The 12,790-nt window shown below is 62.0% G+C and carries 14 protein-coding genes; 7 read left to right on the forward strand and 7 right to left on the reverse strand.

The features are described 5' to 3' along the window. The 6 genes from ACFB49_RS03115 to ACFB49_RS03140 all read left to right on the forward strand — a co-directional run bounded on the left by ACFB49_RS03115 (window position 1) and on the right by ACFB49_RS03140 (window position 5,319). Window positions 1-1,209 (forward strand): zinc-dependent alcohol dehydrogenase, encoded by a 1,209-nt coding sequence (locus ACFB49_RS03115; RefSeq protein WP_380875820.1) that lies wholly within the window; start codon window positions 1-3, stop codon window positions 1,207-1,209. Then, window positions 1,202-1,990 carry an SDR family NAD(P)-dependent oxidoreductase gene (locus ACFB49_RS03120; protein WP_380875822.1) on the forward strand — a complete coding sequence of 263 codons (789 nt, stop codon included), beginning with the start codon at window positions 1,202-1,204 and terminating at the stop codon, window positions 1,988-1,990. Before ACFB49_RS03115 ends, ACFB49_RS03120 begins: the two co-directional genes overlap by 8 nt. A 53-nt stretch (window positions 1,991-2,043) precedes the next feature. After that, window positions 2,044-3,030 (forward strand): ATP-dependent DNA ligase, encoded by a 987-nt coding sequence (locus tag ACFB49_RS03125; RefSeq protein ID WP_380875825.1) that lies wholly within the window; start codon window positions 2,044-2,046, stop codon window positions 3,028-3,030. Between the two features lie 108 nt (window positions 3,031-3,138). Continuing rightward, window positions 3,139-3,441 carry a polyhydroxyalkanoic acid system family protein gene (locus ACFB49_RS03130; protein ID WP_380875827.1) on the forward strand — a complete coding sequence of 101 codons (303 nt, stop codon included), beginning with the start codon at window positions 3,139-3,141 and terminating at the stop codon, window positions 3,439-3,441. 191 nt (window positions 3,442-3,632) lie between these two features. Further along, window positions 3,633-4,529 carry an iron-containing redox enzyme family protein gene (locus tag ACFB49_RS03135; RefSeq protein WP_380875830.1) on the forward strand — a complete coding sequence of 299 codons (897 nt, stop codon included), beginning with the start codon at window positions 3,633-3,635 and terminating at the stop codon, window positions 4,527-4,529. 43 nt (window positions 4,530-4,572) lie between these two features. Then, a complete protein-coding gene (locus ACFB49_RS03140; RefSeq protein WP_380875833.1) occupies window positions 4,573-5,319 on the forward strand; it encodes a DUF72 domain-containing protein in 747 nt (248 codons plus the stop codon). Between the two features lie 10 nt (window positions 5,320-5,329). On the opposite strand, the gene ACFB49_RS03145 is transcribed toward ACFB49_RS03140, so the two are convergent. Beyond that, on the reverse strand, window positions 5,330-5,743 hold the full coding sequence (locus ACFB49_RS03145) for a DUF3597 domain-containing protein (RefSeq protein ID WP_380879808.1): 414 nt from the start codon (window positions 5,741-5,743) through the stop codon (window positions 5,330-5,332). A 191-nt stretch (window positions 5,744-5,934) separates the two neighbouring features. On the opposite strand from ACFB49_RS03145, the gene ACFB49_RS03150 reads away from it, so the two are divergent. After that, the gene (locus ACFB49_RS03150) at window positions 5,935-6,501 is read left to right on the forward strand and encodes a DUF4142 domain-containing protein (protein ID WP_380875836.1); all 567 of its coding nucleotides are present in this window, start codon (window positions 5,935-5,937) and stop codon (window positions 6,499-6,501) included. Window positions 6,502-6,571: 70 nt separating this feature from the next. On the opposite strand, the gene ACFB49_RS03155 is transcribed toward ACFB49_RS03150, so the two are convergent. The 6 genes from ACFB49_RS03155 to ACFB49_RS03180 all read right to left on the reverse strand — a co-directional run bounded on the left by ACFB49_RS03155 (window position 6,572) and on the right by ACFB49_RS03180 (window position 12,775). Next, entirely contained in the window at window positions 6,572-6,820 is a 249-nt protein-coding gene (locus ACFB49_RS03155; RefSeq protein ID WP_380875838.1) for a hypothetical protein, read from the reverse strand. A gap of 137 nt (window positions 6,821-6,957) precedes the next feature. Then, a complete protein-coding gene (locus tag ACFB49_RS03160; RefSeq protein WP_380875840.1) occupies window positions 6,958-10,074 on the reverse strand; it encodes a helicase-related protein in 3,117 nt (1,038 codons plus the stop codon). Next, window positions 10,071-10,625 carry a PRC-barrel domain-containing protein gene (locus ACFB49_RS03165; RefSeq protein ID WP_380875843.1) on the reverse strand — a complete coding sequence of 185 codons (555 nt, stop codon included), beginning with the start codon at window positions 10,623-10,625 and terminating at the stop codon, window positions 10,071-10,073. The genes ACFB49_RS03160 and ACFB49_RS03165 overlap by 4 nt, the downstream gene beginning before the upstream one ends. 194 nt (window positions 10,626-10,819) lie before the next feature. Then, window positions 10,820-11,365: a hemerythrin domain-containing protein gene (locus ACFB49_RS03170; RefSeq protein WP_380875846.1), complete on the reverse strand. Its 546-nt coding sequence runs from the start codon at window positions 11,363-11,365 to the stop codon at window positions 10,820-10,822. Window positions 11,366-11,832: 467 nt separating this feature from the next. Beyond that, entirely contained in the window at window positions 11,833-12,027 is a 195-nt protein-coding gene (locus ACFB49_RS03175) for a hypothetical protein (protein ID WP_380875849.1), read from the reverse strand. A gap of 1 nt (window position 12,028) precedes the next feature. Then, a complete protein-coding gene (locus tag ACFB49_RS03180; protein WP_380875852.1) occupies window positions 12,029-12,775 on the reverse strand; it encodes a Crp/Fnr family transcriptional regulator in 747 nt (248 codons plus the stop codon). Window positions 12,776-12,790 lie beyond the last annotated feature (15 nt).

Consider the following 12,790-nt stretch of genomic DNA (forward strand, 5'->3'; position numbering starts at 1 on the left):
ATGCGAGCGCTAACCTGGCACGGAAAGCATGACGTCCGCGTCGACACGGTCGACGATCCCGAAATCCTCAATCCCCGCGATGCGATCATCCGGATCACCGCAACGGCGATCTGCGGTTCAGACCTTCATCTCTATGACGGCTATATCCCGACGATGAAGGCCGGTGACATCCTCGGCCACGAGTTCATGGGAGAAGTCGTCGAAACCGGACCGGGCTCCACGCTGAAAAAGGGTCAGCGCGTCGTGGTGCCTTTCACGATCGCATGCGGGAGCTGCTACCATTGCGGCAAGCACCAATATTCCGCCTGCGACAATGGAAATCCTGCTGACAATCAGGATATCGGGCAGGAGCTCTACGGCCAGCCGATGTCCGGCCTGTTCGGCTACAGCCACCTGACCGGTGGTTATGCCGGCGGCCAGGCCGAATATGTTCGTGTGCCGTTTTCCGACGTCGGGCCAATCGTCATTCCCGATGGACTGGACGACGAGGAGGTTCTTTTCCTCTCCGATATCCTCCCGACCGGATGGCAGGCGGCAGAGAATGCCGATATCGAGCTAGGCGACACCGTCGCGGTCTGGGGCTGCGGCCCGGTAGGACTTTTTGCCGTGCAATCAGCCTTCCTCATGGGCGCCGAACGGGTGATTGCGATCGATCATTTTTCGCACCGGCTCGAACTGGCGAAAAAGTTTGGCGCCGAGACGATCAATTTCGAGGAAACGAAGACCTATGAAGCGCTGATGGAGATGACGGGCGGGATCGGTCCGGATGCCGTCATCGATGCTGTGGGCCTGGAAGCCCATGGCTTCTTCGTCGACAATGTCATCGACCAGATCAAGGCATCAACCTTCCTCGGCACCGATCGCATTCATTCGATCCGTCAGGCGATCGTCGCGTGCCGCAAGGGCGGGCGCGTGTCGATGCCGGCGGTCTATGGCGGCATCGTCGACAAGTTCCCGCTGGGCGCGTTCATGGAGAAGGGACTGACGCTCAAGACCGGTCAGACCCACGTCCAGCACTACATGCCGGCCCTCCTCAACGCGATCGTCGAAGGCAAGATCGATACGACCTTCCTGATCAGCCACCGGCTGCCGCTCGAACAGGCGCCCGACGGCTACAGGATGTTCCACGACAACCAGAACGAAGTGACCAAGGTCGTGCTCAAGCCCGGTCTTGCGGTCGCTGCCGATCAGGAGACCTCCCATGGCTGACAAATTCGCGATCATCACCGGCGCTTCGACAGGCATCGGATTCGAACTCGCCAGCATCGCTGCTGAAAATGGCTATGATTTGCTGGTTGTCGCCGACGAGCCGCTGATCGAGGCGGCCGCTGCCGACTTCAAGCGACATGGCGTCGCGGTGCGTGCTCTCGAGGCCGATCTGGCCACGATCGAGGGCGTGGACCGCCTGCTCGCCGAAACCAAGGGGCGCCGGATCGACCTGGTGTGCGCCAATGCAGGCCGTGGCCTCGGCCATGGCTTCCTCGACCAGGATGTCGCCGACTGGCGCCGGGTCATCGACACCAATGTCACAGGCACGATCTACCTGCTGCAAAAGGTATTGAAGGAAATGGTCGCCCGCGGCGATGGCAAGATATTGATCACCGGGTCGATCGCGGGTTTCATCCCCGGCAGTTTCCAGGCGGTCTATAACGGCACCAAGGCCTTCATCGACAGCTTTGCCGACGCGATCCGGAACGAAATCAAGGAGACAAAGGGTGTGACTGTGACGACCCTGATGCCAGGGCCGGTCGAGACGGAGTTTTTCGAGCGTGCCGACATGCTCGATACGAACGTCGGCGCTTCTGAAAAGAAGAGCGATCCGACCGATGTCGCCCGCGATGGCTGGGATGCGTTGATGAAGGGTGAGGCGCACATCGTCTCTGGCTGGAAGAACAAGGTGCAGGCCGCCGTGGCCCATGTCACGCCTGCCGCCGTGCTGGCCGAACAGCACCGCAAGATGGCGGAGCCAGGATCCGCCGGAAAGAGCTGAACGCCGGTCCCTGGGTCATGACGGGATCCCATCCACTGGCTGCAACGGCCCCAATGGAGGCCAGACTGGTCGACGCGCTGCCCGAGGGAGCCGGCTGGCAATTCGAGCCCAAATGGGATGGCTTCCGGGCCATAGCCTCGCGATGGGGCGATAGGGTCGAGCTCATGTCCAAATCGGGCAAATCGCTCGCCCGCTTCTTCCCCGAGGTCGTCGCAGTTCTCCGAGCTTGCAGAGAGCAAAGCTTCGTCGTCGATGGCGAACTGATACTTCCCGTAGGTAAGGTTCTGTCGTTCGACGCACTTCAGGCGCGCCTCCATCCGGCAGCGAGCCGAATTGCAAAACTGGCCGTCGAAACGCCCGCCCAATTTATGATGTTCGACTGCCTGGCACTGGGCGACACCGAACTGGTCGGCGCACCGCTCGCCCGGCGGCGCGAAGCGGTTGAGCTGTTTCATCGATCCGAAGGCAATGCGACTCTCCTTATTTCGCCCACGACCGAATGTCCGATTGAGGCGAACGCCTGGCTCGAGAGGAGCGGTGGCGCTCTTGACGGCGTAATCGCCAAGCCGCGCGACGCGCCCTATCTGGCCGGCGAGAGGGCGATGATGAAAGTAAAACAACACCGAACGGCGGATTGTGTCGTTGGTGGGTTCCGCCGCTCCAAAAGCGGGCCTCTGGTCGCCTCCTTGCTGCTCGGCCTGTACGACGAAGCGGGCATGTTGAACCATGTCGGCTTCACGTCCGCGCTGGGCGACGAGGACAAGTCCAAACTGACCGCGAAGCTCGAGACGCTCGTCGGGCCGCCCGGATTTACCGGCAAGGCTCCCGGTGGCCCCAGTCGCTGGAACAATGGCGCCGAACAGGACTGGGTGCCGTTGAAGCCCGAGCTGGTTGTCGAGGTGACCTTTGACCAGGTCACCGGTGACCGGTTTCGGCACGGCACCGGGTTATTGCGTTGGCGCCCCGACAAGGCGCCGCGGCAGTGTCGGATGGAGCAATTGAAATATGACCTTCGCCCATCAGAGCTCGGTGAGATTTGAACAGGGCGCAGCGTTCATGAGACTGATCATCTGGATCAACACACTTGACGCCGGCCCGCTGGGGCTAGCGCGACTGGATACCGCAACGCAATCGTGCGTTTAGCGGATATGGCCCAACCCATAACTGTCGATATTCCGCACCAGGTCGGCCGTTCAGAAGCAAGGCTGAGATTGGACAAGGGTCTCGAGCAACTCGCGGCAATCGTGCCAGGAGGCACAATCGCAAGCCGCCAATGGAACGATGACGTCCTGACCTTCTCCCTGGAGGCGCTCGGACAGCGTATAACGAGCCGGCTCGAAATATTTGACGACAAGGTCCACGCGACAATCGACCTGCCGCCGATCCTGGCTTTGGCAGCGAAGAGATTGCAAGCGAGCCTGATGGATCGCGGCACCAAATTGCTGCGATAATGCGGGCTGAACGAGGCGGCTGGCCGAGCGGAATGAGCAATCGTTCGATAGATAACCCGGACGCGATGCTCGCTTATCGGCCAACTCAAATATGGTGGTGTCAAACCGATACTGATTCATATCAATATGAAAGCCAGGAACCCGAGCGCTGTTCAAAAGGTTCTCCATGAAAATCTTGAGCAGGCGGATATATGGTAAATCATTTCGGTGTAGAAAAGCATGAACGCCAATCACAATTCTTGAGCAATAGTTTTCAGCGAGGCTTGGCGCATTGGAACCGCGAGCGGCTTGCTCCGCAATTTCCCATGGAGGACTGGCAGGCGACATTGGAGCGCGATACCCGGATGCTTCGGCTCGAGGGCGGCTTCCTTGAGGAGTTGCGAGACGAAATTCGTGCGGAAGCGGCCCGCGCGCCGACCGATCCCGACGGGCTCATAGCCTGGTTCGAAAATTTGCGGCATGTTGGCCCCGGGCAGGGGGACACGTTATTTCCCTGGCTGGCCGAGCAGGCCTCGCGAGACGAGTTGCGATGGTTCTTTGAACAGGAAGCGGCGGGCGAGGCGGGGTTCGATGATCTGGTCGCTTACACGCAAGTCAAGCTGCCCACCGCAGCGAAGCTCGAACTCGCGCGCAACTATTGGGACGAGATGGGTCGGGGCAATGCCAGGGGCATGCATGGCCCGATGCTCGATACGCTCGTCGAGACGCTCGCAGTCCATCCGGTCATAGAGAATACGGTTTGGGAAAGCCTCGCTCTTGCCAACGCCATGACCGGAATGGCGACGGGTCGTCGCTTTGCGTGGCATTCGATTGGGGCCCTCGGCGTCATCGAGCTGACCGCACCCGGCCGCTCTGCGATGGTTGCGCAGGGTTTGAGGCGGATAGGCCTGAGCGACAAGGAGCGTCGTTATTTCGACCTGCACGCCGTGCTCGACGTCAAGCATAGCGCCGACTGGAATCGCGAGGCGCTGCGTCCACTCGTGGCGGAAGATCCCGGACGCGCAACCGCGATTGCGGAAGGTGCGCTGATGCGCCTGACCTGCGGCGCACGATGCTTCGACCGCTACCGCAGCGAGCTTTGGGGCTGAAGGGATGGGGGGATCCTCTCCGGCACCTCCGTGTTGACGGTTGATGGGTCCCATCATCGGTACCGCAGGCTGGAGCATCCCCGGCGAGCAGGCATCCAGCTTTCCGTCAGATGGCACTGTGCTGGAGCGCTATGCCGCGCGGTTTGGCGGTGTGGAAATCAACTCCACCTTCTATCGGCCTCATCGGCCGGCAACCTGGGCGCGGTGGAGTGCCAGCGTTCCGGCGGGCTTTCGTTTCGCTGTGAAGATGCCAAAAGCCATCAGCCATGAGCGAAAGCTTGTCGCTTGTGACGATCTCGTCGATCGCTTCCTCGACGAGATCGCCCATCTCGGCCACAAGCTTTCCGTCCTGTTGCTCCAGTTGCCGCCCAAATTCGCCTATCAGGCCAGCCTCGTCGAGGATTTCCTGGGGCGATTGCGCACGGCGACCGGCGCCGGGATCGTATGTGAACCGCGCCATGCGAGCTGGTTCGAACCCGAACCCGATCGCGCGCTCAAGCGCCTGGGCGTAGCGCGCGCGGCCGCCGATCCGGCCTGCGTGCCGGCTGCGGCGGTGCCCGGCGGATGGAGCGAACTGGCCTATTGGCGCTTGCATGGCTCACCACAAATATACCGTTCACCTTATGGCGCAGACCGGCTGGAGGGCTATGCTGGTAGCATCGTGCAGGAGATGGCGATGGGCCGCCAGACCTGGTGCATTTTCGATAACACCGCGACAGGGGCAGCGACGTCGGACGCGCATATTTTGCTCCACCGTCTTCAAAAATCTGGTTCGCCGGACCTGACCTAGGCGTCGAGCTTCAATCGCGCATATTATCCGGGACGACTCCGCCATTCTCTGCGAGCTTCTTCATCACCGCCTTGTGAAGCGCGATATTTTGTTCGGCTGTTCCGTCGGCGCCAGCGCGGACCCCGAGCTCTTCGGCAAGATCATGGCGGGCTGACATGCTGTTCTCGAGGTCAAGCAAGGCGAGAAGATCGACGATCGATACGCGCCAGTTCCCACCGCCGCCCTTGAGGGAAGCCATTTCAACGAGCACGGCTTCCACGTCCACGATTTGCGCCTGAGGCGCGGGCGCGGCCGCAGCGGGCGAGACCGGTGGTGGAATTGTGGGAGCCGCCGGCGGAGGTGTGGCCTGACCTTGCGCCGCAGCAGGCGCGGCGCCTGGCTTGTGCTTGAATATCTTGTCGAGGATGTTGCCAAAGATGCTCATGACGGCCTTTCCGAACAAATGGAGGTAAGGGGAATTCGTCGAGTGCGCAGGGTTGCCGCATCAACGTCGCCCTGCCGTGAAAGGTCCGATCCCTGATAGCTGATCGATCGACTTTTACGGTCGGTGCCGAAGGAACGTCCCGCTCGGGCTACACGTTGTCTGGCATCATCCTCGACGCTGGGAAAAGTGCCATGAAACGCTACCTGCTTTCGTTCACGGCGGCGACGACCGCGCTTTCGCTTGCTGCATGTGGCACGAAGACCGAGCCCACGGCGGAACCGGTTGAAACAAGTCTCGAGAATGTCGTGGAAGCCCCGGTCGCGCCGGTGGTGGCTCCGGGCCAGGCCTTCGCCAATACGGCGGCGTCCAGCGACGCGTTCGAGATTGCGACGTCGAACCTCGCGCTGGAGAAGGCGCAGTCCAGGACAATCAAGACATTCGCGCAGCAGATGGTGAAGGCCCATACCGAGTCCACCGCCAAGCTGAAGGCGGCGGCGGGAAGCGCTTCACCGGCGATCACCCCTGATGCGACGCTGACCCCGGCGCAGCAGGGAAAACTAACGGCGCTCGAAGGCAAGTCCGGTGCGGAATTCGATCAAGCCTATGCCACCGAGCAGGTTGCCGCCCATCAGGCCGCTCTCGATGCATTGCGCAGCTATTCGGCGAGCGCTGACGTACCTGCGCTCGGCGCGTTTGCGACTGCAATGGCGCCTGTTGTCGCGGCCCATCTGAACATGGCGAAGTCGCTCAAGCCTTGAGAGCATCTTTTGCGCGTCGATCGAACGCCTTGGCGCGTGCATGGACGCGCGGAAGTGACGATTTCCACCGTCACGGTCCGGAGGCACCTACCATGTCGAGGAAATCTTCGCACGCGCGCACGCGCAGGCGGTACATTCGTCGCGCGAGTCGAAGATCCTTTGCTACGATCGCGTGCAAAACGTCGAGACGCTCAAGTTCGGACATGAAAAACTGATGCAGGCGCTCGTTCATGGAAACCGGGATCTCCCATCGATCGCGGCTGAACTCCGCCAATATAAATCGGTTCCAGGCGTTGCGCCTGGCCTGAAGCGCGATCACGTCCGTGGTCCCCGTCCCGAGGTGCGTGGTCGTAACGTCTGGAACGACCTTGGCCAGCGCGTATGCGTCCACACCATGAAGCCCCGCGCCGCGTAACAATAGGCCGCAGTCATCCGGTTGAGCCACATGTCCCGGTGTCAGGCCGCCAGCGCGTCGAGCAACGCCTGAACACGATCAAGTCGATCTTGTGCCGGAACAGCTTCAACCAGCAGGAACCGATCCTTTTTCCGCGTCAAGCCATGGGCCGCCGCGTCACCGCTGAAGTCCCGACGGGGGGTCAGGGCGATCGCCACCGGCCCGGCGTCGACCCGGGCAATGCGGGCCGACCGGGCAACCAGACCCAGCCGCGCCTGGACAATCATCTGCTCCGCTGCTTCCGGTAATGGTCCGAAGCGGTCGGCCAGTTCCTCTTCAAAGGCGGCCACCTCGGTCTCGCTTTCGAGACGGGCCAACCGGACATAGAGCGCAAGGCGCACATCGGCCTCCGGGATCCAGGTTTCCGGCAGCATGCCGCCCGGTCCGAGATTGAGTTCCGGGGTCCACCGCTCGACAGTCTCGCCACGCGCTGCGCGGAGCGCCCCGCCCAGGAGATGATGATAGAGATCGACGCCGATCAGCTTCATGTGGCCAGCCTGGGTTTCGCCAAGAAGATCCCCGGCTCCGCGCATATCAAGATCCTGTGCGCTGATGTCGAAGCCTGCGCCGAGCCGGTCGAAAGTCGCCAGCGTCCGCAGGCGCTTCATGGTGCGGGCGCTGATAGCCGTCTCGCTGTCAGCGATCAGGAGGACCTGGCCGCGGCGGTTGCCCCGTCCCACGCGTCCCCGCAGCTGGTGCAATTGCGCCAGACCAAATCGGTCCGCGTGCCAGACGATCATCGTATTAGCGCGCGGAACGTCGAGCCCCGCTTCGATGATGTTCGTCGCTAGCAGAATATCCCCATCCCCCTGCGCGAAGCCGACCATCACTGCATCGATATCCGAAGGAGCCATCTTTCCATGTGCCTTGACGAGGTTGAGAGCGGGTGCGATCCGGTCCAGCCTTTCTGCCAGCTTCGCCATATCTTCGATCCGCGGAACGACGACGAAGCTTTGTCCGCCACGTCCCTTCTCGCGCAGCAAGGCGGTTCGGATGCGGCCGTCGTCAGATTCGTCGATGCTGGTCCGGATCGGCTGACGCCGCGCCGGCGGTGTCGCGATGATCGAGATCTGCTGGAGGCCGACCAGCGCCATCTGAAGGGTTCGCGGGATTGGCGTTGCGGTCAACGTCAGGAGGTGGACGTCCCCGGCACCACGAAGGCGGGCCTTGTCCGCGGCGCCAAACCGCTGTTCCTCGTCGATGACGACCAACCCGAGACTGGCATAGTTTATACCTTTGGCCATCACGGCCCCGGTCCCGATAACGATCTGGATCGAGCCATCCGCAAGTCCTGCCTTCACGGCTCTTTTCTCGGGGGCGCTGGACAATCGCGAAAGCCCGGCGACCTTGATGCCTGATGCTTCGAAGCGGCTCCGGAAGCTGGCGAGATGCTGGCGAACCAGTACTGTGGTCGGCGCGGCGATCACCACCTGATAACCTGCCAATGCTGCGAGGGCGGCGGCACGGATCGCCACCTCCGTCTTGCCATATCCGACATCGCCCACAACCAGCCGATCCATTGGCCGTCCGCGGGCGAGATCGTCGCGTACAGCAGCGATTGCCCGGGCCTGGTCGGCAGTTTCGTTGAACGGGAAGCCGTTGGCGACCCGTTCATAGGCGGCCGGGTCAGGGTCAAGGATCGGCGCGACGAGGCGCGCACGTTCATCGGCCAGCGCAGTGAGCCCCCTCGCACTTTCAGCGACCGCCGCGTCGATCGCCTCTCGACGCTTCTGCCAGGATGAACCATCGAGCTTGTCCAGCGCTACGGCGTCCGCATCCGCCCCGTAGCGCCATATTCGGTCTGCGTCGCTGGAAGGAATAAGGCGACGGGCGCCTCCGGCATATTCGAGCGCGATCATCTCGCCCGTTTCACTGCCCGAAGGCGCGGGCTCCAACCCCGCCACGACTGCGACCCCATAGTCCTCATGAACGATGACATCGCCCAGACGGATTTCGCCGCCAACGGACCATGATTGCGCGGCGACTCCGCTTGCTTCCCCGATGATTGCCCGACTGCCGAGCAAGTCGGCCGCCGCAATCAGGATGCGACGATCATCGACGAAGCCGCGATCGGCGGGCATTTCGATCGTGCCTGCCGACCCCGGCGTCAGCGCTACTATCTCGCTCCAACGGCCCAAGACCGAGAGGTCGCGGCCGAGCCGTTTGCTGACCTTGGGGCGGAGGAAACGAAGGTCCCGCTGACTGCCCGCGAGGATGACGGCGCGTCCCTCGTCCATCAGGGGTTTTGCAAAGCGCGCAAGTGCGGCGAGTGGCGAGCTTGTTTCGGCAAAGCGGGGCACGGCGGAGAAAGACGGGTCGGGAGAAACTATACGCCAGCTCGAAATTGCCGCTTCCCATGCCGCCTGATCGACCGCATCCACATCTGATGCTCGGCCGCGTGCAGCGTCGGCGGCGAGTTGGACGAAGCGCAGTCGACGCGATTCCGCCTTTTCAGAAAATGCGAGTGCACCACCCTCGAAATGCGCGAGGATTGAAGTCGCGCGCTCAAGCGGTGGTTCCGATGCGCGACCAATTTGGAGCGCCGCAAGATCGCCAATGCTGCGCTGGGTGACGGGATCGTAGGACCGGATCGCAGCGATCCTCCCGTCCAGAACATCGATCCGGGCAGGCAGCCCTGTATCGGCCGGAAAGATATCGATCACATCCCCGCGGACGGCCATCTCGCCGGGCTCATCGACACGGTCATCGGCAAAATAGCCGATGTCCTCGAGAATATCGGAAAATTGCTCGACAAGGATCGCATCCCCCGTCGCCAAACGTGGCAGCGCGCGGCCGAAGGCTTCGGGTGGGGGATAGCGCCGCGCAGCCGCTTCGCCGCTCAGGATGCAAGCGAGGGGGCTGCGATCCGCAGATTGCTGGAGGAGGCGCAACCCGCGGAGTGCGGCAACGCGGGCGCCAACATTGGCTGGCGAGGCGGGAGCGACATCCCCCGGGAGAGCATCACTCGATGGCAGAAAGAAGACCGGGGTGTCGGGCCGAAGGGCCTTCAGCGCCGCGGCCAAAGCTTCGGCCTGCTGGTCATCATCGGCGAGGTAGACTACGTCCTCTGCCTCGATAAGGTCAGCGATCTTCGTGGCGGTCCAGGTGGTACTCGTCATGCGTGAAGCTCCTGACGGTACGGAGCCCTGGCCGGCCAATTCCCCGCTGACAGTTCCGGCAGTCGGAGAAATGCCTTTTCCTCAACCTGCACACACAGCCGATCGCTGTGAAATTCAATCCAGTCATGTGGCACGGCGCGCAATGTTTCATCGATGCCGCCCACACCACCCGAGGCGATGACAACATAGCTGACATGCCCCGTCGCGCATTCAATCAGCGCCTCCACGGCCTGCCCGAGGTCTGCGCCCTGGACATCAACGACCGCCATGCCGGCCACGCCGGTCGCGGTGAACAATGTGGGGGCGGCAGATCGGCAACTTGCGCTGATCGCAGATTGTCCGCCGTCCTCATAGGCGCGCTGGCGCCCCAGCCATCGCCAGATGCCCACGCCATTGACGAGGGTCAGGAAGGCATTTGTTGCGACGAGATTGGTCTGATCGCTGGTCAATCCGACGATCGACCAGCAGATCGATCCGACGGTGAATACCACGAACCCCCAGCCTGTCACCCGCGCGCCAAGATTGGCGGCCGTCATCATCGCGGCGATCATCGTCGCGATCGGCGCGACCCACCCAGCGATCGTCTCCAGTGCAAATTCCTTTTCCGGTATCGCAAAGCGTCGCTACTCGGCGTCTTCAAGCGGCGGCGCCTGCCACGTCAGATTGAGGCCGTCTGAAAAGCGACATCAGCGGCCTCGCGCCAGACGCACGGGAGTATCATCGCCGTACTGGGGATCGGGACGGGTCAGACCGGCGCATCGGCGCCGACATATCTGTTATATTCCTCGGCATAGCGCCTGGTGAGTTTCACCTGATCTTCGGCCGACGCGGTCTGCTTCAGGTCAAGAAACCAGTTGCCCTCTTCCGCACACATATGATGGAGAACCGCTCCCTCGATATGCTCGAGCTTGTCGGTGAAATCCTTGCTCATGGGCTCCAGTTTTTCGAGCAGAGCCATCTGCACCTTGACCATCGCCTGTTCATCATAGCCCAAGGTTGCGTGTGTCTTCTCGCCTTCATCGGCGAGCGCCGGGTAGATGACCGCTTCCTCGGCAATCGCGTGGCCAGTGAGGAGGACGCCGAGTTGTTTGAGCGCGATTTTTCGCGCGGTTGCACCTCCTGCAGACCGCACTTCGAGAAACGCATCCTCAAGATCCATATGGTGCTGGAGGATCAGGTCCAGCCAGTCTCCCGGCATGGCGGCTTCGGTTGCTTTCTTTCGTGCCTCGTACCGGGCTTCCGCGCTTTCGGGAGGCGTGACGGCGGCGATCAATCGATCGAGAACGGACATGGATTGTCTCCGGGGAGAGCGTGAGCGCTATTCGTGATTGCCTTCCACAACTTGCGCTCATGCGCCGTGTTCCGCCCGGCTTGGTGAAATCAACAGGGATCAATACGAATTCCGGAAAATGAGCCGGCTGGCCCGGAAAACCGATCAACGTCGATCGGCGTTCAGTCCCTTGGCACTGGCCGTCGCGCCGGGCGCCGGCACAATGGCCTGCGAAGGCGCGGCGGCTCCGTCGATCGCAGGGTCTTCTTGATCGATCGCATCGCAAAGGCCGACAGGCCTGGGCGATGCGCAACCGTTCGTGACTGATCCTTTTTGCGATAGCCACAGGCAAGAGGGATCGCATCACTCGACAGGATTCCTGGTCGCGCGATCACCGGCTTCGGGAATTGATCAGCAAGTTTTGCGCACGGACCAAGGGTCCTCACGTTTTTGCGCCTGGTCTCCGTGACGCCGGCAGCCCCCAACCATTAAGGCTCCCGGTCATTCAGTTGCTCGCGTGCGATCGCGGCAGCAGTGATCAGACTCTGTCCGGTCTGGGCCGCTGCGTTAGCTGTCATCGTCACAGCCACCCCGTCCGGGCCGTCGAGAACGACGACGCCATCTTCGGCGCTGGCAATACCGGGATCGGTCTGTGGCTGCGGTATGGACGGCGTCACGGTCATATTATTGGCCTTGATAGACAGGGCTGGGGCTCGTTGCCCGGTCGTCAATGTAAAGGTAGGCCGGGTCGAACTGTCCGCGAGCCACAAGGCGTTCGGGATCGATGATCTCGACGAGCGATGAGCGAAATACGCATAGACGCTCGCCACGCAGATAGCGCATCACCCGGTTCACATGGACGTTGGTGAGACCGCAAATCTCGGCGAGATCGGTCTGGGTGAACCCCAGCGCGAAACGGTGGCCGTCGCTCAAGCCCGCTGAGACGAGGCGTGCGTTCGTCTCGCAGAGAAAATGGGCCACCCGGCCGATCGCATCAAGGCGTCCAAGTCGAAACAGCCAAGCCCGGTGAATCGCGGCGTCAACGAGGGTCGCAAACCAGAGCTTGCGCGTCAGCTGGGGCATCTCCCGGGTGATGGCATCGAGTTCGGCATGAGGCACGATCGCCACCGTTGCCGCGGTCATCGTCGCGACATCATGATCGAGGACTTTCAGCGGGAAGGCATGGAGATCGACGAAGTCTCCCGGCACATGCACCGCGACCAGCTGCCTGAGGCCGTTCCGATCGTCGATATAGCGCGACATAATACCTTCAAGAAGCAACGTGCTCTGGTGAAGCGTCTCCCCCGCACGAACGAGGGTCGTTCGAGGGCCGAGCGTCCGTATCTCGCTGATCGCTTCCTCGAGCCTCTCGCGCTCGTCGTGCGCGAGGCTGACCCCTTTGCGATCCCTCAAGAAGCGTTCGGTGAACAAGGCGGACCAACTCCA

The organism is Sphingomonas sp. DBB INV C78, assembly GCF_042693015.1.
Classification (GTDB): Bacteria; Pseudomonadota; Alphaproteobacteria; order Sphingomonadales; family Sphingomonadaceae; genus Sphingomonas_E.